This window comes from Pseudomonas sp. NFACC42-2, assembly GCF_900116055.1.
Lineage (GTDB): Bacteria > Pseudomonadota > Gammaproteobacteria > Pseudomonadales > Pseudomonadaceae > Aquipseudomonas > Aquipseudomonas marginalis.
The window spans coordinates 173429-192887 of record NZ_FOZO01000007.1 but is presented as its reverse complement, the minus strand read 5'-3'; the positions used below and the strand labels follow the sequence as shown (position 1 = coordinate 192887).

The following is a 19459-nucleotide window of genomic DNA, read 5'->3' as shown; positions in this document are numbered from 1 at the left end:
ACGAGGAATACAGATGAGCAGCGTACGTTGGGGCATGATCGGGTGTGGCAGTGTCACTGAATTGAAGAGTGGACCCGCTTTCTACAAAGTGCCAGGTTCGGCGCTGGTGGCCGTGATGGGGCGGCGCGAGGAGGCTGTGCGCGATTATGCATCGCGCCATGGGATTGCCCGTTACTACACCGACGCCCAGGCACTGATCAACGACCCCGAAGTGGACGCGGTGTACATCGCCACGCCGCCCGACAGCCACCTGGAATACAGCCTGATGGTGGCGGCGGCCGGCAAGCATTGCTGCGTCGAGAAGCCGATGGCGCTGAACGCCGAACAGAGCGCGCTGATGCAGCGCACTTTCGAGCGCGCCGGGCTGCACCTGTTTGTTTCCTACTACCGGCGCTCGCTGCCACGCTTCCAGCAAGTGCGCGCGTGGCTGCAGGACGGGCGCATCGGCACGTTACGCCAGCTGACCTGGACCCTGTGCAAGCCGTCGGCCGTCGAAGATGCCAGTGCCGCCAACTGGCGCACCGACCCGGTCATTGCCGGTGGCGGCTACTTTGCCGACCTGGCCAGTCACGGTTTCGACCTGTTCCAGTACCTGGCCGGGGATATTGTCGAGGTAGCGGGCTTTACTGCACGACAGGCCGGAAGCTATGCCGCCGAGGACGCCGTGACGGCCTGCTGGACCTTCAGCTCGGGCGCGCTGGGCATGGGCTGCTGGAACTTCGTCGCCGACCGCCGTGAGGACCGGGTCGAGTTGATCGGCAGCCATGGGCGCATCCAGTTCTCGGTCTTCGAAGACCAGCCGCTGCACCTGGAGGGCGAGACCAACGAGGTGCTGGAAGTGCCATGCCACCCGCATATCCAATGGCACCACGTAGTGGCCATGAACGCGCATATTCGCGGCGAAGCCGAGCATCCTTCGCTGGCCATCGAGGCGTTGAAGACCGACCGGATCCTGGACAAGGTCCTGCAACGTAACCCCAATCTGCCGGGATGATTTTCCAAGGAATAGCGGAATGAAATACTGGATGGTCCTGTGGATGGCACTTGCCACAACGGCGATGGCGGCCCCGCGTAGCCAAGGGACGCCTGGGGAATTTGATTTTTATGTATTGTCGCTGTCATGGTCGCCGACCTTCTGCCTGACGCACCCGGACAACGAGCAGTGTTCGGGCAAGGGCTACGGCTTTGTGCTGCACGGCTTGTGGCCGCAATACGCGCGGGGAGGGTGGCCGGCGACCTGCGCGCCGCAATCGCGCTTGAGTCGCGAAGAGATGGACAAGGGCGCGGCGCTGTTCCCGACGCGCTCGCTGCTCACCCACGAATGGGCCAAGCACGGCACCTGCAGCGGGCTGGAACCCTTGGCGTACCTGGAGAAAACCGATGCGGCGCTGGGCGTGGTTGCCATCCCTGCGCAACTGCAACCGTTCAACACGCCACCGTCGTTATCGGCCCGCGAGATCGAGGCGCTGTTTCGCGAAAGCAACCCGCGCATGGGCAACCATGGGCTGGCGGTGATCTGCAAAGGCAAGGTGCTGTCGGAGGTGCGTGTGTGCCTGACCAAGGACCTGGCCTTCGCCGGTTGCCCGCGCAGTGTGAAAACCCAATGCCGTGATGGCGAAATCCGCATCCCCACGCAGCGCTAAGGCAGCATTGCCACGCGGTAGCGCTCGTCGAAGTCTTCGGCCAACTGCGCCAGGGTGACCTTGCCCAGGCGCTTGAGCAGCAGCGCCTGGGCCTGTTCGAAGGCATCCGTGAGCGCTGCGTTCACGGCCTGTTCCACCAGGCACTCGGGATGATCGGTGGACAGGCCGATGGCAAATATCGAGGGCGTGCCCAGGGCGTTGTGAATGTCCAACAGGGTGATTTCACTCAGTGGCTTGCCCAGGCTCCAGCCGCCCTGATGGCCCTTTTCCGAGCGCACATACCCTTTCTCCTTGAGCAGCCCCAGGGTGCGTCGAACCACGACCGGGTTGGTGCCGAGCATCTGCGCGATGGTCTCCGAGGTGGCGCGCTCTTCATGGCGGCCCATGTGGATCAGCACATGGAGCATGCGCGACAGGCGGGTGTCGTTTCTCATCAATCAGCCTCGAGTGGGGTCGGGCGAAAGTATCGTTCGTAACCCAAAAAGTTGCGAGACTCTTGACGGCGTATTTTTATGTAACTTATGGTGTGTCGTGAAAGCGCGCGGACAACCGCGTGCACACAACATGGAGTCACTTTCATGATGTATGACGTGATTATCGTGGGCGGCAGCTATGCCGGCCTGTCTGCGGGCCTGCAATTGGCAAGGGCGCGCCGACAGGTGCTGGTGATTGATGCGGGGCTACGGCGCAACCGCTTTGCCGCCACGTCCCACGGGTTTCTCGGCCAGGACGGCCAGGCGCCGGAGGTCATTGCGGCCGAAGGGCGTAGCCAGTTGATGGAGTATCCAACGGTCAGCTGGGTGCAGGACAGCGTGCTCCAGGCTATCGCACAGCCCGGTGGTTTCAGTGTGCGCGCGCACTGCAACGGCGAATTCCAAGCCAAACGCCTGATCCTCGCGACCGGCGTAGTCGATGAACTGCCCGCCATCGACGGCCTCAAGGAGCGTTGGGGGACGCGGGTGTTCCATTGCCCGTATTGCCATGGCTATGAACTGGACCAAGGTCGCATCGGCGTCCTGGCAACCTCACCCCTGGCAATGCACCACGCGCTGATGCTTCCGGACTGGGGCAGCACCACCTTGTTCACCAACGGCGTGTTCACCCCGGATGTCGAGCAGCAGGCACAGTTGGACCGACGGGGTGTCAGCGTGGAAACCGCTGGCGTGCGGCGCATCAGCGGCGAGCGTGCCGACCTGGAGCTGGACGACGGCAGGGTGATCACCCTCGACGGGATCTTCACCCTGTCCCGCACACGCATCAGCCCATTGGCCGAACAACTGGGCTGTGAATTGACCGACGGCCCGACCGGGCCTTATCTGCACACCAACGACACTCGCCAGACCTCGGTGCCCGGCGTGTTTGCCTGTGGTGACACCTCTCTCGCCGCCGGCTCCGTGGCGCTGGCCGTGGGCGAAGGCGTGCGCGCCGGGGTGGGCGCACATTTCTCGTTGATCAACCCGTGAAACCATTACCGCCGCAGGGGCATTTTGTTCAATACCGCTGCGCGCGGGCCTTATACCGTGGAACCCTGTTTACGCCTCATCATAAAAAGGGAACCGCAATGAGCTTGATCATTTCCATGGCCGCCTTCGCCCTGGCCACGTCCATCACGCCGGGACCGGTCAACGTGGTCGCCCTGAGTTCAGGCGCGCGCTTCGGTTTTGTCGCCAGCCAGAAGCATGTGTTCGGCGCTGCTGTTGGCTTTACCTTGCTGTTGGTGCTGATCGGCCTGGGGCTGCACGAGGTGCTGGTGCGCTGGCCCATCCTGACCCAGTTGATCCAGTGGGGCGGGGTGGCTTTCCTGCTGTACATGGCCTGGAAACTGGCGGTGGACGACGGCCAGCTCGACGCGGAGGGCAGCGCGACGGCGCCATCCATGCTCTACGGCGCGATCATGCAGTGGCTCAACCCCAAGGCCTGGCTGGCCTGTGTGGCGGGCATGGGCCTGTTTGTGGCCGACGGCGATGGGCGGCAAGTCTGGCTGTTTGCCAGTCTCTACCTGGTGATCTGCTACCTGTCGGTGGCGTGCTGGGCCTATGCCGGGACCTTTCTACGCCGTTACCTGGACAATCCCCACGGCGTGCGCCTGTTCAACCGCTCGATGGCCGCGTTGCTGGTGGCCAGTGTGGGTTATTTGCTGATGGCTTGAGCACCTCGCGGTATTGCCCGGGGGTGGCGGCGAAATGCTGCTTGAAGGTGCGCTGGAAGTGCGCCTGGTCGGCAAAGCCCGCGGCGAGCGCCACGTCGGCGATCAACTCGCCCTTGCGCAGCTGAGTGCGGGCAAACTGGATGCGCTGGTTGACCAGGAACGCGTGAGGCGTCAGCCCGTAGTACTGCTTGAAGGCGCGGATCAGGTACGACGGCGACAGTTCGGCCGCCAGGCAGATGTCTTCGAGTTTCAACGCCTCGGTGCAGTGCGCACGGATGTACTCGGCGGCCCGCTCCAGCTTGTGGTTGACCTCGCGCATCGGTGTGGGTGAAGGGTTCAGGCGCTGCTGGACTTCGCTGAAGTAACTCACCAGTGCGCTCTGCTTTTGCAGCAATTCGGCCTGCTCGTTCACCAGCATCCGGTACAACGCCAGCAAGCCGCTGTACAACAGCGGGTCACGGGTATGCGGCGTATTGAACGGGCGATAACCCTGGTCGGTGCTGAAGCCCAATTGGTACTGCAGCTCGGTCAGCCAGGGCGTGTCGAGGTACAGCATATGATAGGACCAGGGCTGGTCGTGGATAGGGTTGCAGGCATGCACATCGCCGGGGTTCATCAACACCACGGTGCCGGCGCTGATCTGGAATGTATCGGCGCCGTAATGGTAATAGCTGCGCCCGGTGGTGATCGCGCCGATGGAGAAATGCTCATGGGCGTGCCGGGTGTAAGTGACCTTGCGCCCGTCGGCAATGGTGCGCGCTTCGATGAACGGCAGGCGCTCGTCGCGCCAGAAGCGCGGTGCGGCGGGGCAGAGGGCGGTCATCGTCATGGGCACGACTCCAGGGCAGGCAAGATCGGTAACCAATCGTTGCACAGACCCTGGCCTTTGTGTAGCCGCTGGCCTAATAGGGTTTCAGGTTGTGCAAGCGCTCGCTTCGCCTTGTGTTGATCAACAGAACCTTTTCTACATGGTTGAGGTTCTGCGTGGACTCACTCAGGTCCTGGTGGCTGCTGAGCAGGCATTGGTCAACGACCGTCCTGGCAATCGCTTCCAGTCGTGCCGATTGCCAGGACTTTGGTATGGCAGCAGGGTCGCCCTGGGTATCGGTGATGGCGGTTGTATCCAGGGGGTGGAGCGTGACCTGCGAGCGGGCGTCCGCCAGGGGCTCGGAACCCGTGAGATAGGCGTCCCAATCGATCTGCAACTCTAGCGGGCCTGGGGCGGCCGGGTCACTCAGCAATCCCGGAGGTGGGTTGACCAGCCGCGTGATCAGCATCTGCTTGGGTAGCAGTTGCAGCAGGTAGCGATCCCGCTGATAGCGAACATGCAACAGGCAGCCAAAATGTGCGGTGATCATCGTGTTCGGGGCACTCGGCGACGGTTTGCGTAACAGCAACAGTTCGATGTCTCCCTGCTCCAGGCTGACACGTTTGGACAACGACAGGCAGGACAGCAGGTAAGCGATGTACACGGTATAGCTTTCGCGCATGGATTTGAGCGCGGCGTTGAAGTTTTCATCCGCGTTGTGGTCCTTGAGCGCGCTCAAGGGTGGCGAAAACCTGTTGACACGTACCTGCGGCAGAATCGCCCTCCAGCGCTCCATGTGCTTCAACTCTCCGGCCAGATACAGTTCAGCCAGCGAAAAGGAAATATTCAGGCTGCTGACTTGCGGGTAGCGAGTACCTGGCGGGAGGAAGGGCACTGAAATGAACACTGTTTTGTCCAGGTTAGCGTTACCTGGATAGACCTCACGCAGGTACCTCAATGCCGCCTCCTTCTGATCCGGATAGGGTGTGTGCAGCGATCCGAAGGCATCGTTGAGTGTGCGCTTTTGTTTCTCATAGGTGCGCACGGCGAGCTCGCGTTTAAAGGGCAGGTCCGTGTCCGTCGCATCCACCACGCCATTGGCACGCGCCCAGTCGAGGACGGGATCGACCGTAGGGGGCAGCGCCCAGAACTCCCGGTTAAGCGTCGTAGCAGGGTTATGGACCAGGGTCATGATGTTCTCAAGTGTCATGTGCCGGCTGGCGCCTGGGGTTCTTAGTTCGATGAAATCGACGAACTGCTTGAACACGACCCAGTTCTGGTTACACAGGTAGGGCAGTGTTTCGGAGATGTTGCGCACCAGTAATTGCGGGGCGCTGCCACTGAGTAACAGATGCGCGGCCAGTGGGGCGCCTTCCAGCAGGGTCAGGCGCAGGAGGGCTTCAAGATTGCTGCGCACCAGTGCGCAGTTGTCACCCCAGAAGTAATCGGTGTCGATGGCCAGCCCGCCGACCAGGTTGCGTTGTGTGCCGGCCTGTTCGTCCAGGCTCAGAATCAGTGCGCTGAGCAGCAGTGTCTGCCGGCGGTGTTGAGGCGTTGTGCCATGCAGTGCCGCCGCGGACCACTTGACCAGGGGGCTCAGGCGGTCAGCCAATAGCTGGCTGCGGTGGCCCTGCACAATCTGGTTCAGCAGTATGTCGGCTTCGGCGCGAATCATGGGTGCGCTCTTGTCGGCCCAAAAAGGCTCGCCGAGCCATGTGAACAGTGGCGCTCCCTGCTCCTGTGCAAAGGCCTGCTGCGCTTCAAATACCTGGCGGCGTTGTGCGCTGGATAACGTCAGCAAAGACGGCTGCGGCTGGCCCAGGCCCTGCCAGTAGTTGCCCAGCCGTGGTGTCGCGGCCCTGACGGCCTTCAGGTAGTGCGCCGCCTGCCGGGCCTGCTCCGCTGTCTTCACTTCGGGCATGTGCAGGAATTTCATCAACTGCTTGAGGGTGGCCTTCATATCGCTGCGCAGCTCGCCGCCCAAGCGTTTGGCCAGCTCCTGCAAGAGCGTGAGATAGCGCTTGAGCGCTGGACTGGCGACGACATCATCCGTGAGGTTTCTGCGCCTGCCGTCCCTGTCGTCCGCGCCCACGTACCCCTCTTCAGTCAGCAGTACCAGCGCCTTTTCGTCGTCGATACCGCGTTTCACGCAAATGGCGACAAATGATCTGTGCTTGATCATCATCAGCAGTTTTTCGGCGCTCTCCTCCAGCAACTGGTAGAACATCGAGTCAGTGTCCAGCTCGACCGTATCGTCGAGCTCAACCTTTTCATCGGGTTGTTTGCCAGCGCTGACGCGTTCCAACTCTGTCTGCAGGCGATTGAAGTTATTCAGGGCGCTCAGGCTGTTTTGTTTGCGCTTGAGCCATTGCGCATCCTGGGCCGCTTCACTGCAGTACGGCTGCCCAGGCACGGATGACTGGCGCAGGCGCGCGATCAGGGCGTGCACCTCGCTGGCCTGGAGGGGGACCTCGATGGCGTAGAAGTGCATGAGTTCTGCCAGGCTCAGGCTGTTATTGGAGGCCACCTGTTCTCCCAGCAACGACGCATATTGCGCCAGGCGAATCAGCCGACCCGCCACTGGCGCACCGCCCAGGTGTGTACGCAGGCTGATGCTGATCCCCTGGAGCTCTGCGGATGAGGCCCGCAGGGAGTGATCCTCGCCGGAATAAATAAAGTATTCATCGGGGCCCAACGCAGTCGGGAATGTTTGCGTGAACTCGATCGAATTGATCACGCTCTGCAGTAATTGCGCCGCCTCTTTCAAGGTGTGGGCTACGAAAGAGTCAGACCTCAGCGTGAGGCGCTGGCGGTAAGCGAGGTAGCTGTCATGGGGTTCATCCGTGGCTGCCGCGCCGGCCATGCATTGCTCGAGGTTATCGGCCAGTTGCAGCAAATCCAGGTGCTGGGCGTGCACTTCATGACGTGTCGCCGACTGAGTGCGGCCATTGTCACCCATCGTTGGAAAGGCATGGTAGGCCTGCAGCTCATCGACAATCATCCGTGCCTGGATCTGGTTTTTGGGCAACGTGTAGCCGTAGAACGCCAGCGTCAACTCGAGTGGCAATTCAAACGTACTGTGGCCGTTTGGCAAGTCGATATAAGGCACGCCCAGCTGGTTGGGATCAATGATCTCGGAGATGCCCAGGATCGGCACGGACACTTCCAGCCAGCCTGGGTCGTCATGAAGATGAAAGGCCCTGGGTGTCATTTGGTCCTCGTGAATGACATTGGCGTGCAGGGAGCCTCCCATGACCTTGATGCTTCGATACTCCAGGTGCTGCGCGTCGGCCCATGCCAGGAACACGCTCTGGTTGATAGCCTTGCCGAACAGCACCATCCATTGGCCAAGCCTGGAGTTGCGGTCGACCGTGATCAACGCGGGAGGCCCCAGCAGAGTCCAATTGTGCGGTAAGGCGGGCGACAGCAGTGCAACCAGGCTGTTGATCAGCTTCAGATCATCCTGGGTGGCAAACAAGACGGGGCTGGCAGGCAGTGGCTCGGTCGCCGCAGCGGCAATCAGCGGGGCAAATTCGTACATGAATGAAGTTCCGTTTCAAGGTTGCCCAAGAAAACGCTCTTGAGCGGAACTTCATGGTCGAGGGTTTTTACCTGCGCTTGATAGCCTGCGTCATCCCGAGTTGCTGTAGGTCGAGTAGGCGGCCACGGTGATCCAATGGCGAGGCACGCCCACGCAGGAGGTGGGCGTGCTCATCGCTCAGAGGCGCTCCGGGCAGGGCACCAGAAAGGCCGCTTCCAGCAGTTGACGCGTATACGCATGCTGCGGATCAGCGAAAATCGCTCGCGCATCGCCTTGCTCCACCACCTGCCCCTGCTTGACCACCATCAACTGGTGACTGAGCGCCTTCACCACCGCCAGGTCATGGCTGATAAACAGGTAGGTCAGGTTGTACTTGGCCTGCAGGCTGCGCAGCAGTTCCACCACTTGCCGTTGCACGGTGCGATCCAGCGCCGAGGTCGGTTCGTCCAGCAGGATCAGGCGCGGCTTGAGCACCAGTGCGCGGGCGATGGCGATGCGTTGGCGTTGGCCGCCGGAGAACTCATGGGGGTAGCGATGACGGGACTCAGGGTCCAGGCCCACCTCCTTGAGCGCCGCGATAATCGCCGCTTCCTGCTCGGCCGGCGTGCCCATCCTGTGAATGCGCAGGCCTTCGCCGACGATCTCGCTGACGCACATGCGTGGGCTCAGGCTGCCGAACGGGTCCTGGAACACCACCTGCATTTCCCGGCGCAACGGGCGCACCTGTTGCTGGGTCAGCGTGTCCAGTTGCTGGCCTTCGAAACGAATCCCGCCCTTGCTGGCAATCAAGCGCAAAATCGCCAGGCCCAGGGTGGATTTGCCCGAGCCGCTTTCGCCGACGATGCCCAGGGTCTGGCCCTGGGGCAGGCTGAAGTTGATCCCGTCCACCGCCTTGACGTAATCGACGGTGTTGCGCAAGAAGCCCTTCTTGATCGGGAACCAGACTTTCAGGTCATCGACTTCCAGCAACGGCGGGCCGACTTCGTTGCTGGCCGGGCCACCGCTGGGTTCCGCCGCCAGCAGTTCCTGGGTGTAAGGGTGCCGGGGCGACTGGAACAGCGTCTCGCACTCGGCCTGCTCGACGATGCAGCCCTGCTGCATCACGCACACGCGGTGAGCAATGCGTCGCACCAGGTTCAGGTCGTGGCTGATCAACAGCAAGGCCATGCCCAAACGCGCCTGCAACTCCTTGAGCAGTTCCAGGATCTTCAGCTGCACGGTGACGTCGAGGGCGGTGGTCGGCTCATCCGCGATCAACAACTCCGGCTCATTGGCCAGGGCCATCGCGATCATCACCCGCTGGCGCTGGCCGCCGGACAATTCGTGGGGCAGGGCCTTGAGCCGTTTGTGCGGCTCGGGGATGCCCACCAGTTCCAGCAGCTCCAGGGTGCGCCGGGTCGCGACCTTGCCGGTCAGGCCCTTGTGCAGCCCGAGCACTTCATTGATCTGCTTCTCGATGCAGTGCAGCGGGTTCAACGAGGTCATCGGCTCCTGGAAGATCATCGCGATGCGGTTGCCGCGAATATGCCGCAGGGTCTTTTCCTTGAGGGTCAGCAGGTCCTGGCCGGAATAGGTGATGGTGCCGGACGGATGCCGGGCCAGCGGGTAGGGCAGCAGGCGCAGGATCGAGTGGGCGGTCACCGATTTGCCGGAGCCGCTTTCGCCGACCAGGGCCAGGGTTTCGCCGCGCTTGATATCGAAGCTGACGTTGTTGACCACACGGTGGTGATGCTCGCCCGTGACGAACTCGACGGAGAGGTCGCGGATTTCGATCAGATTGTCCTGATTCATCTCATTTCCTCGGGTCGAAGGCATCGCGAGCGGACTCGCCGATAAACACCAGCAAACTCAGCATGATCGCCAGCACGGCAAACGCGCTCATGCCCAGCCACGGTGCCTGCAGGTTGGATTTGCCCTGGGCCACCAGTTCGCCCAGGGACGGCGAACCGGCCGGCAGGCCAAAGCCGAGGAAGTCCAGGGCGGTCAGGGTGCCGATGGCGCCGGTGAGGATGAACGGCATGAAGGTCATGGTCGAGACCATGGCATTGGGCAGGATATGGCGGAACATGATCGCGCCGTTCTGCATCCCCAGTGCCCGCGCCGCGCGCACGTATTCGAGGTTACGCCCGCGCAGGAACTCGGCGCGCACCACGTCGACCAGGCTCATCCAGGAAAACAGCAGCATGATCCCCAGCAGCCACCAGAAGTTCGGCTGCACGAAGCTGGCGAGGATGATCAGCAGGTACAGCACCGGCAAGCCCGACCAGATTTCCAGGAAACGCTGCCCGGCCAGGTCGACCCAGCCGCCATAGAAGCCCTGCAAGGCGCCGGCGATCACGCCGATGATCGAACTGAGCACCGTCAACGTCAGGGCAAACAGCACCGACACACGGAAGCCATAGATCACCCGCGCGAGCACATCGCGGCCCTGGTCATCGGTACCCAGCAGGTTGACGCGCGAAGGCGGCGCGGGGGCCGGTACCTTCAGGTCGTAGTTGATGCTCTGGTAGCTGAACGGGATCGGTGCCCACAGGGTCCAGGCGTCCTTGGCCTTGAGCAGTTCCTGGATATACGGGCTCTTGTAGTTGGCTTCCAGGGGGAATTCGCCGCCGAAGGTGGTTTCCGGGTAGCGCTTGAGCGCCGGGAAATACCAGTCGCCGTCGTAGTGCACCGCCAGTGGCTTGTCGTTGGCGATCAGCTCCGCGCCCAGGCTCAGCCCGAACAGGATCAGGAACAGCCACAGCGACCACCAGCCACGCTTGTTGGCCTTGAACCGCTCGAACCGGCGGCGATTGAGGGGGGACAGGTTCATCTCAATGCTCCCGGCTGGCGAAGTCGATACGTGGATCGACCAGGGTGTAGGTGAGGTCGCCGATCAGTTTCACCACCAGCCCCAACAGGGTGAAGATAAACAGCGTGCCGAACACCACCGGGTAGTCGCGGTTGATCGCCGCTTCAAAGCTCATCAGGCCCAGGCCGTCGAGGGAGAAGATCACTTCCACCAGCAACGAGCCGGTGAAGAAAATCCCGATGAACGCCGACGGGAAGCCGGCGATCACCAGCAGCATCGCGTTACGGAACACATGGCCGTAAAGCACGCGGTGGTTGGTCAGGCCCTTGGCCTTGGCGGTGATCACGTATTGCTTGTTGATCTCGTCGAGAAAGCTGTTCTTGGTCAGCAGGGTCATGGTCGCGAAGTTGCCGATCACCAGCGCGGTGATCGGCAGCGCCAGGTGCCAGAAATAGTCGAGCACCTTGCCGCCCCAGCTCAACTCATCGAAGTTGTTGGACGTGAGCCCACGCAAGGGGAACCAGTCGAAGTAACTGCCGCCGGCAAACACCACGATCAGCAGGATCGCAAACAGGAACGCCGGGATCGCATAGCCGACGATGATTGCCGAGCTGGTCCACACATCGAAGTGGCTGCCATGTCGCGTGGCTTTGGCGATCCCCAGCGGGATCGACACCAGGTACATGATCAGCGTGCTCCATAACCCCAGGGAGATGGACACCGGCATCTTTTCCTTGATCAGGTCGATCACCTTGGCGTCACGGAAGAAGCTGTCGCCGAAATCCAGCCGGGCGTAGTTCTTGACCATGATCCACAAGCGTTCCGGCGCCGACTTGTCGAAGCCGTACATCTTTTCGATTTCCTTGATCAGCGCCGGGTCCAGGCCCTGGGCGCCACGGTAGCTGCTGGAACCGGCCACCGAGACCTCGGCGCCGCCGCCGGCAATGCGGCTGGTGGCGCCTTCAAAGCCTTCGAGCTTGGCGATCATCTGTTCCACCGGCCCCCCGGGGGCGGCCTGGATGATGATGAAGTTGATCAGCAGGATCCCGAACAGCGTCGGGATGATCAGCAACAGGCGGCGAACAATATAGGCCAGCATTTAATCGCCTCCGCTCGCCGCATCGGCGCTCGTGTTTGTGTTCGCGTCTGAGGTGACGGCAGGTTTTACGTTGGGTTTTGCCCACCAGGTGGCGGTGCCCACGTCATAGCGTGGCGGGGTTTTCGGATGGCCGAGGTGGTCCCAGTACGCCACGCGGAAGGTCTTGATGTGCCAATTGGGGATCACGTAGTAACCGAACTGCAGCACACGATCCAGGGCCTTGGCATGGGCGATCAGGCTGTTGCGCGAGTCGGCGTCGATCAGTTCTTCCACCAACTGGTCGACCGCCGGATCCTTGAGGCCCATGTAATTGCGGCTGCCGGGTTTGTCGGCACTGGAAGACTTCCAGAATTCCCGTTGTTCGTTACCCGGCGAGGTGGATTGCGGGAAGCTGCCCACCATCATGTCGAAGTCCCGGGAACGCACACGGTTGACGAACTGCGAAACGTCCACCCGGCGGATCACCAGGTCGATGCCCAGGTCCGCCAGGTTGCGCTTGAACGGCAGCAGGATGCGCTCGAACTCGGTCTGGGCCAGCAGGAACTCGATGGTCACCGGTTTGCCCGTGGTGTCGACCATCTTGTCGTCGACGATGCGCCAGCCGGCCTCCTGCAGCAGTTGGTAGGCCTCGCGTTGCTGGGTACGGATCATGCCGCTGCCGTCGGTTTTGGCCGGCTCGAAGGCCTGGGTGAAGACTTCGGCGGGGATCTTGTCGCGCAGGGGCTCGAGGATCTTCAGCTCATCCGGGCCGGGCAGGCCGGTGGCGGCCATTTCGGAGTTTTCGAAGTAACTGCGGGTGCGGGTGTAGGCGCCGTTGAACAGCTGTTTGTTGCTCCACTCGAAGTCCAGCAACAGGCTGATGGCCTTACGCACACGCACATCCTGGAACATCGGCTTGCGCGTATTGAACACAAAACCCTGCATGCCGGTGGGATTGCCGTTGGGGATTTCTTCCTTGATCAGCCGGCCCTCGGTCACGGCCGGAATGTTGTAGGCGTTGGCCCAGTTCTTGGCGCTGAATTCCAGCCAGTAGTCGAACTGTCCGGCCTTCAACGCCTCCAGGGACACGGTGCTGTCGCGGTAATAGTCGGTGATGCGGTTGTCGAAATTGTAGAAACCCTTGGTGATCGGCAGGTCCTTGGCCCAGTAGTCCTTGACCCGCTCGTAGCGGATCATGCGCCCGGCCTTGACCTCGGCCACCTTGTACGGCCCGCTGCCCAGGGGCACCTCGAGGTTGCCCTTGGCAAAGTCCCGCGTGGCCCACCAATGCTTGGGCAGTACCGGCAGTTGCCCGAGGATCAGCGGCAATTCGCGGTTGTTGGTGCGCTTGAACTTGAACAGCACCCGCAGCGGGTCTTCGGCGACCACTTCATCCACATCGGCGTAGTAGGTGCGGTAGATCGGCGAGCCTTCCTTGATCAGTTCCTGGAAGGTGAACACCACGTCTTCGGCGCGGATCGGGTGGCCGTCGTGGAAGCGCGCTTCGGGGCGCAGGTAGAAACGCACCCAGCTGTTATCCGGGGCTTTTTCGATCTTGCCGGCGACCAGGCCGTATTCGGTGATGGGTTCGTCCAGGCTCTGCATGGCCAGGGTGTCGTAGATCAGGCTGATGTTGTCGGCCGGCACGCCCTTGCTGATAAACGGGTTGAGGCTGTCGAAGCCGCCCATGCTCGACTCGCGGAAGGTGCCGCCCTTGGGCGCATCCGGGTTGACGTAGTCGAAGTGCTTGAAGTCGGCGGGGTATTTCGGCGGCTCGTTGTACAGCGTCAGTGCGTGTTGCGGGGCGGCGTGGGCCGTGGTGCACAGCAACAGGCTGCCGAGCAGTACGTTGCGCAAATACATCATTGGGCTTTCTCCGAAGCTTTCAGCCACCACGCGCTCAGGCCCAGGCTGTAGGGCGGCGTGGTGACAAAGGCGAACCGGTTGCGGTACGCCAGGCGATGATAGTTGAGGTACCAGTTGGGAATGCTGTAGTGCTGCCACAGCAGCACCCGGTCCAGGGCGCGGCCGGCGGCCAGTTGTTCTTCGCGGGTCTGCGCCGCCAGCAGTTGTTCCAGCAGGTGATCGACAACGGGGTTGGCGATGCCCGCATAGTTTTTGCTGCCCTTGATTGCAGCCTGGCTGGAGTGGAAGTACTGCCACTGTTCGAGGCCGGGGCTCAAGGTCTGGTTGAGGGTGATCAGGATCATGTCGAAATCGAATTGATCCAGGCGTTGCTTGTACTGGGCGCGGTCGACGGTGCGCAGGCGTGCGTCGATGCCGATGCTGATCAGGTTCTCGACATAGGGCTGCAGGATGCGCTCCAGGTTCGGGTTGACCAGCAGGATCTCGAAGCGCAGCGGTTGCCCGTCCTTGTTGAGCAGGCGTTGGCCCGACAGCTTCCAGCCGGCTTCGCCCAGCAGCGCCAGGGCGCGGCGCAGGGTTTCGCGGGGGATGCCACGCCCGTCGGTCTGGGGCAGGCTGAAGGCTTGGGTAAACAGGTTGGGCGGCAGCTGGTCGCGGTAGGGGGAGAGCATCAGCCATTCATGGCCGGTTGGAACCCCGGTAGCGGCGAATTCGCTGTTGGGGTAATAACTGAGCGTGCGTTTGTAGGCGCTGCTGAACAGGGTGCGGTTGGTCCACTCGAAGTCGAACATCAACCCCAGGGCTTCGCGCACCTTGGTCTGGCTGAAGGTCGGGCGCCGGGTGTTCATGAACAGGCCCTGGCTTTGGGTCGGGATCTGGTGGGCGATCTGCGCCTTGATCACTTCGCCACGGTTCACCGCCGGGAAGTTGTAGCCATTGGCCCAGTTCTTGGCCTGGTGCTCGATATAAATGTCGAACTCGCCGGCCTTGAACGCTTCGAAGGCCACATCGCTGTCACGGTAGAACTCCACTTCGACCTTGTCGTAGTTATAGAAACCCTGGTTGACCGGCAAGTCCTTGCCCCAGTAATCCTTGACCCGTTCGAACACCAACTGGCGTCCAGGGGTGACCTTGCTGATGCGGTACGGCCCGCTGCCCAGGGGCGGCTCGAAGGTAGTCGCCTTGAAGTCGCGGTTTTTCCAATAGTGCTGGGGCAATACCGGCAACTCGCCCAGGCGCAGGATCAGCAACGGGTTGCCGGCACGCTTGAACACAAAGCGGATGCGGTGAGGGTTGAGGATGTCCACCCGTGCCACTTCCTGCAGGTTGGTGCGGTACTGGGGGTGGCCTTCGGTCAGCAGGGTGCGATAGGAAAATGCCACGTCATAGGCCGTGATCGGCTTGCCATCGTGGAAGCGCGCCTGTGGACGCAGGTTGAACACGACCCAGCTGCGGTCCTCGCTGTATTCCACCGACTGGGCAATTAGCCCGTAGCTGGAGGTGGGCTCGTCGCCGGACGGCGCGTACTGGCCGGTGCCGACCATCAACGGCTCATTCAGCTCATTGACGCCGTATTGCAGGAAGTTGGGGGTGGAAACCGGGCTTGAACCCTTGAACGTGTAGGGGTTGAGGGTATCGAAGGTGCCAAATGCCATGACCCGCAAGGTCCCGCCTTTCGGCGCTGCAGGGTTTACCCAATCGAAGTGGGTGAATTTGGCCGGGTACTTGAGCGTGCCGAACTGCGTGTAACCGTGGCTCTCGGTTATTGTCGCGTTCGCACCAAAGCTCAAGGCCAGACTTATTAGTAGAAGGAGGGGACGCTTCAAGTCAGGGATCCGATCCAGGCGGCTTGGGCTTTATGATCGGTACAGTAACAGCTTGTTCCGGATGGAAAAAGCCAGTCGGGATGATGTAGAACCAATGTGGGAGCAAGCTCCCTCCCACATTGGTTCTCCGGGGTTCTTGAAACCTTAGCGCGGCCCGGAAACCACCAGCATCTGCCCCGGCTTCAGCGCCTGGCCAGTACGGGGGTTCCAACGCTTGAGATGTTGCATCTCGACGTTGAAGCGCTTGGCGACGATGTACAGCGAGTCGCCTTTCTTGACCTTGTACTGCACCGGCTTCTTGCTGTCGGCCTTGGCCACCAGCTTGCGGGTGTCCTGCATCACCAGGGTCTGGCCGACCTTGAGGGCCTGGCCGTTGAGTTTGTTCCAGCGCTGCAGGTCATGCACATCGACCTTGTTCGCCTTGGCGATCAGCGTGAGGTTGTCGCCACTGCGCACCTTGTAGCTGCGGGTGCGGCCGGCCACCCGGGCGGTCTCGACTTCGTCGAACACCTGTTTTTTCGGGCGCATCGCCAGCAATTCTTCCGGCTTCATCGTCGAAAGGGTGCTGGTGAGCAATTGTGCCTTGGAGCTCGGCACCAGCAGGTGCTGCGGGCCATCCAGGGTGGTGCGTTGCTTGAGCGCCGGGTTGAGCTGGAACAGTTCGTCTTCGTCGATCTCGGCCAGCGCGGCAACCCGCGACAGGTCCATGCTTTGCTTGACCTCGACCACTTCGAAGTACGGTGTGTTGGCAATCGGGTTCAGGTTGACGCCATAGGCCTCGGGGGCCAGCACCACCTGGGACAGCGCCAGGAACTTGGGCACATAGTCCTTGGTTTCCTGGGGCAGGGGCAGGTTCCAGTAGTCGGTGGGCAGGCCGAGCTTCTCGTTGCGCTCGATGGCCCGGCTCACCGTGCCTTCGCCGGCGTTATAGGCGGCCAGGGCCAGCAGCCAGTCGCCGTTGAACATGTCGTGCAGACGGGTCAGGTAGTCCAGGGCGGCGGTGGTGGAGGCGGTGATGTCGCGGCGGCCGTCGTAGGCGCGGGTCTGGCGCAGGTTGAAGTAGCGGCCGGTGGAGGGAATGAACTGCCACAGGCCGACGGCATCGCTGCGCGAATAGGCCATCGGGTTGTAGGCACTTTCGATCACTGGCAGCAGCGCCAGCTCCAGGGGCATGTTGCGTTCTTCAAGGCGCTCGACGATGTAATGAATGTAGAGGCTGCCGCGTTCACCGGCGTTCTCCAGGAAGGACGGGTTGCTGGCGAACCACAGGCGCTGTTGCTCGATACGCGGGTTGACGCCCACGTTGTCCTGCAATTGAAAGCCCCGGCGCATGCGTTCCCACACGTCCTGGGGTACTTCTGGAGCAGGCTTCTCTGAAAGCCAGATGACGGGTTTCTGTTTGATCTTGGCGGCAAGGTTGGGCTTGGGTTGCACGGTGGATTGTGCGGCGAAATTTGTCGATTGGCAGCCCGCCAGCGTGGCGGACACAGCCACCGCCACAGCTTGAGCCAGGCGGGTCAATGCGTCTGAATGGTTGGATTTACGAATAGATGACGACATTGGCTGGAAGTAAGTTCCGGGCAAAAATGTCGGGCGATTCTAGAAAGCACTTTGGTTCCGGTCAACCATTCAGAAATTACGTATCAGATTGCGTCCCTTTAGAACTTATCTTTCCACGCTCTCAAGCTAGCAAATACCTCGGCCCCAGAGCGGTTGTCGCGGCCATTCCGTTCGTCCGCTTTTTGTTTAACGGATGTTTCAGAGGTACGCAGGAAGGGGTTGGTGCGCTTTTCCAGGGCCAGGTTGGAAGGCAGCGTCATCTCGCCGCGGGCCCGCAGTTGACGGACGTTTTCCACCCGTTCGGAGATGTCGGCATTCTGCGGTTCCACCGCCTGGGCAAACTTGAGGTTACTTTGTGTGTATTCGTGGGTGCAGTACACCAGGGTGTCGGCGGGCAGGGCGGCCAGGCGCTCGAGGGAGGTGTGCATCTGTTCCGGCGTGCCTTCGAACAGGCGGCCACAACCGGCGGCGAACAGGGTGTCGCCACAGAACAGCACGCCCTGGTGGTAGAAGGCGATATGGCCCAGGGTGTGGCCGGGCACGGCATAGACGTCGAAGTCCCAGCCCAGCACGCTGATGCGGTCGTTATCCTGCAGCGCGATGTCCCGCGCCGGGATCGTCTCGTTGGCCGGACCATACACCTTGGCGTCGGTCACCCGCTTGAGTTGCTCGACACCGCCGACATGGTCGTGGTGATGGTGGGTAATCAGGATGTCGCTGAGGGTCCACGTCGGGTTTTGCTCGAGCCAGGCCAGTACCGGCGCGGCATCGCCGGGATCGACCACGGCACAACGTTGGGTCTGCGGGTCCTGCAGCAACCAGATGTAGTTATCGGTGAAGGCGGGCAGGGCACTGATCTGTATCATTCTTCGATTCGCCAAGCTGAACACATTGGTGCATCTTAGAACGTCTAGGCGAGTTGGAGAATGCAATGACTGATAAAGCGTTCGCCCAGGCCGATCCTGAGTGGCTGGCCCTGATCGGCGCAGCCCGTGAATGGCTGTCCGGGCCCATCGGGCAATTTCTGCTGGATGAAGAGCGGCGCATGCTCGAAGACGAGTTGGGTCGTTTCTTTGGCGGCTACCTGGTGCATTACGGTCCGTCGGCCCAGACCCCGCCCGCGGCGCCCCAGGTGCAACGCAATGTGCGCCTGGGCGCGCCGTTGCCGGGGGTGGAGATTGTCTGCGAAGAACAGGCCTGGCCATTGAGCGAGCACGCCGCCGATGTGGTGGTGTTGCAGCATGGCCTGGATTTCTGCCTGTCGCCCCACGGTCTGCTGCGCGAAGCGGCGAGCAGCGTGCGCCCTGGTGGCCATTTGCTGATTATCGGCATCAACCCTTGGAGCAGCTGGGGCCTGCGCCATGTGTTCGCCCATGATGGCCTGCGCCAGGCGCGCTGCATCTCGCCATCACGGGTCGGGGACTGGCTGAACCTGCTGGGCTTCGCGCTGGAGAAACGCCGCTTCGGGTGCTATCGTCCGCCGCTTGCCTCGGCCAAGTGGCAAGGCCGCCTGGCCGGTTGGGAACGCCGCGCAGGGGCCTGGCAACTGTCGGGTGGCGGCTTCTATTTATTGGTAGCGCGCAAGATCGTGGTCGGGCTGCGGCCGGTGCGCCAGGTGCTGCGCCAGCCCATGGGCAAACTGGTGCCGATGCCGATGGCCAAGGTCAACCGCAAGCAAAGCGAACCGTAGAACTTTTTTGATTTCAGACCTGCCCGTCTTGATGGATGTAACCGATGACCGATAGCGTAGAACTCTTCACCGATGGCGCCTGCAAGGGCAACCCCGGCCCCGGCGGCTGGGGCGCCTTGCTGGTGTGCAAGGGCGTAGAGAAGGAGTTGTGGGGCGGCGAAGCCAACACCACCAACAACCGCATGGAACTGATGGGCGCCATTCGCGGCCTGGAAGAACTCAAGCGCCGCTGCAACGTGCTGCTGGTCACCGACTCGCAATACGTGATGAAAGGCATCAACGAGTGGATGGTCAACTGGAAGAAGCGCGGCTGGAAGACCGCGGCCAAGGAACCGGTCAAGAATGCCGACCTGTGGCAACTGCTCGATGAGCAATGCAACCGCCATGACATCACCTGGAAGTGGGTGCGTGGGCACATCGGCCATCCGGGTAACGAGCGCGCCGACCAGCTTGCCAATAGAGGTGTGGACGAAGTGCGGGGCTACAAGCAGAGCTGATGCTGGCTGA

The 19459-nt window shown here is 61.8% G+C and carries 16 protein-coding genes; 6 read left to right on the top strand and 10 right to left on the bottom strand.

What is annotated here, in order from left to right:
• Positions 1-13: 13 nt before the first annotated feature.
• Together BM416_RS15890 and BM416_RS15885 are read left to right on the top strand one after the other, a co-directional pair.
• Positions 14-994 (top strand): Gfo/Idh/MocA family protein, encoded by a 981-nt coding sequence (locus tag BM416_RS15890; RefSeq protein ID WP_092488677.1) that lies wholly within the window; start codon positions 14-16, stop codon positions 992-994.
• A 19-nt stretch (positions 995-1013) separates the two neighbouring features.
• Positions 1014-1643: a ribonuclease T2 family protein gene (locus tag BM416_RS15885; protein WP_092488676.1), complete on the top strand. Its 630-nt coding sequence runs from the start codon at positions 1014-1016 to the stop codon at positions 1641-1643.
• Here the strand turns inward: BM416_RS15885 and BM416_RS15880 are convergent.
• Positions 1640-2077 carry an Rrf2 family transcriptional regulator gene (locus BM416_RS15880; RefSeq protein WP_092488675.1) on the bottom strand — a complete coding sequence of 146 codons (438 nt, stop codon included), beginning with the start codon at positions 2075-2077 and terminating at the stop codon, positions 1640-1642. The genes BM416_RS15885 and BM416_RS15880 overlap by 4 nt on opposite strands.
• Before the next feature lie 144 nt (positions 2078-2221).
• On the opposite strand from BM416_RS15880, the gene BM416_RS15875 reads away from it, so the two are divergent.
• Positions 2222-3106, top strand: coding sequence for an NAD(P)/FAD-dependent oxidoreductase (locus tag BM416_RS15875; protein ID WP_092488674.1), 885 nt, complete (start codon positions 2222-2224; stop codon positions 3104-3106).
• A gap of 98 nt (positions 3107-3204) precedes the next feature.
• Positions 3205-3792 carry a LysE family translocator gene (locus BM416_RS15870; protein ID WP_027606505.1) on the top strand — a complete coding sequence of 196 codons (588 nt, stop codon included), beginning with the start codon at positions 3205-3207 and terminating at the stop codon, positions 3790-3792.
• On the opposite strand, the gene BM416_RS15865 is transcribed toward BM416_RS15870, so the two are convergent.
• The 9 genes from BM416_RS15865 to gloB all read right to left on the bottom strand — a co-directional run bounded on the left by BM416_RS15865 (position 3734) and on the right by gloB (position 18128).
• Entirely contained in the window at positions 3734-4621 is an 888-nt protein-coding gene (locus BM416_RS15865) for an AraC family transcriptional regulator (protein ID WP_092488673.1), read from the bottom strand. The two genes, BM416_RS15870 and BM416_RS15865, sit on opposite strands and share 59 nt — an antisense overlap.
• A gap of 73 nt (positions 4622-4694) precedes the next feature.
• Positions 4695-8141 (bottom strand): hypothetical protein, encoded by a 3447-nt coding sequence (locus BM416_RS15860; RefSeq protein ID WP_092488672.1) that lies wholly within the window; start codon positions 8139-8141, stop codon positions 4695-4697.
• A gap of 177 nt (positions 8142-8318) precedes the next feature.
• Positions 8319-9932, bottom strand: a complete 1614-nt coding sequence (locus tag BM416_RS15855; RefSeq protein WP_092488671.1) for an ABC transporter ATP-binding protein — start codon at positions 9930-9932, stop codon at positions 8319-8321.
• Between the two features lies 1 nt (position 9933).
• On the bottom strand, positions 9934-10953 hold the full coding sequence (locus BM416_RS15850) for an ABC transporter permease (RefSeq protein ID WP_027606501.1): 1020 nt from the start codon (positions 10951-10953) through the stop codon (positions 9934-9936).
• A 1-nt stretch (position 10954) separates the two neighbouring features.
• Positions 10955-12031, bottom strand: coding sequence for a microcin C ABC transporter permease YejB (locus tag BM416_RS15845; protein WP_027606500.1), 1077 nt, complete (start codon positions 12029-12031; stop codon positions 10955-10957).
• On the bottom strand, positions 12032-13876 hold the full coding sequence (locus BM416_RS15840) for an extracellular solute-binding protein (protein WP_092488670.1): 1845 nt from the start codon (positions 13874-13876) through the stop codon (positions 12032-12034).
• Entirely contained in the window at positions 13873-15702 is a 1830-nt protein-coding gene (locus BM416_RS15835) for an extracellular solute-binding protein (RefSeq protein WP_027606498.1), read from the bottom strand. The genes BM416_RS15840 and BM416_RS15835 overlap by 4 nt, the downstream gene beginning before the upstream one ends.
• A gap of 144 nt (positions 15703-15846) precedes the next feature.
• A complete protein-coding gene (locus BM416_RS15830; protein ID WP_092357791.1) occupies positions 15847-17262 on the bottom strand; it encodes a lytic transglycosylase domain-containing protein in 1416 nt (471 codons plus the stop codon).
• Between the two features lie 98 nt (positions 17263-17360).
• Complete coding sequence (gloB, locus tag BM416_RS15825; protein ID WP_092488669.1) at positions 17361-18128, bottom strand: hydroxyacylglutathione hydrolase; 768 nt, start codon at positions 18126-18128, stop codon at positions 17361-17363.
• 65 nt (positions 18129-18193) lie between these two features.
• Between gloB and BM416_RS15820 the strand changes: the two genes are divergently transcribed.
• Both BM416_RS15820 and rnhA read left to right on the top strand, forming a co-directional pair.
• Positions 18194-18952, top strand: a complete 759-nt coding sequence (locus BM416_RS15820) for a class I SAM-dependent methyltransferase (RefSeq protein ID WP_053134936.1) — start codon at positions 18194-18196, stop codon at positions 18950-18952.
• Positions 18953-18996: 44 nt separating this feature from the next.
• Positions 18997-19449 (top strand): ribonuclease HI, encoded by a 453-nt coding sequence (rnhA, locus tag BM416_RS15815; protein WP_003173571.1) that lies wholly within the window; start codon positions 18997-18999, stop codon positions 19447-19449.
• Positions 19450-19459 lie beyond the last annotated feature (10 nt).

Excerpts from the sequence above, each read along its gene's own strand:
- BM416_RS15890 (WP_092488677.1), top strand. The coding sequence starts at position 14 with ATGAGCAGCGTACGTTGGGGCATGATCGGGTGTGGCAGTGTCACTGAA.
- BM416_RS15885 (WP_092488676.1), top strand. The coding sequence starts at position 1,014 with ATGAAATACTGGATGGTCCTGTGGATGGCACTTGCCACAACGGCGATG.
- BM416_RS15880 (WP_092488675.1), bottom strand. The coding sequence starts at position 2,077 with ATGAGAAACGACACCCGCCTGTCGCGCATGCTCCATGTGCTGATCCAC.
- BM416_RS15875 (WP_092488674.1), top strand. The coding sequence starts at position 2,222 with ATGATGTATGACGTGATTATCGTGGGCGGCAGCTATGCCGGCCTGTCT.
- BM416_RS15870 (WP_027606505.1), top strand. The coding sequence starts at position 3,205 with ATGAGCTTGATCATTTCCATGGCCGCCTTCGCCCTGGCCACGTCCATC.
- BM416_RS15865 (WP_092488673.1), bottom strand. The coding sequence starts at position 4,621 with ATGACGATGACCGCCCTCTGCCCCGCCGCACCGCGCTTCTGGCGCGAC.
- BM416_RS15860 (WP_092488672.1), bottom strand. The coding sequence starts at position 8,141 with ATGTACGAATTTGCCCCGCTGATTGCCGCTGCGGCGACCGAGCCACTG.
- BM416_RS15855 (WP_092488671.1), bottom strand. The coding sequence starts at position 9,932 with ATGAATCAGGACAATCTGATCGAAATCCGCGACCTCTCCGTCGAGTTC.
- BM416_RS15850 (WP_027606501.1), bottom strand. The coding sequence starts at position 10,953 with ATGAACCTGTCCCCCCTCAATCGCCGCCGGTTCGAGCGGTTCAAGGCC.
- BM416_RS15845 (WP_027606500.1), bottom strand. The coding sequence starts at position 12,031 with ATGCTGGCCTATATTGTTCGCCGCCTGTTGCTGATCATCCCGACGCTG.
- BM416_RS15840 (WP_092488670.1), bottom strand. The coding sequence starts at position 13,876 with ATGATGTATTTGCGCAACGTACTGCTCGGCAGCCTGTTGCTGTGCACC.
- BM416_RS15830 (WP_092357791.1), bottom strand. The coding sequence starts at position 17,262 with ATGTCGTCATCTATTCGTAAATCCAACCATTCAGACGCATTGACCCGC.
- gloB (WP_092488669.1), bottom strand. The coding sequence starts at position 18,128 with ATGATACAGATCAGTGCCCTGCCCGCCTTCACCGATAACTACATCTGG.
- BM416_RS15820 (WP_053134936.1), top strand. The coding sequence starts at position 18,194 with ATGACTGATAAAGCGTTCGCCCAGGCCGATCCTGAGTGGCTGGCCCTG.
- rnhA (WP_003173571.1), top strand. The coding sequence starts at position 18,997 with ATGACCGATAGCGTAGAACTCTTCACCGATGGCGCCTGCAAGGGCAAC.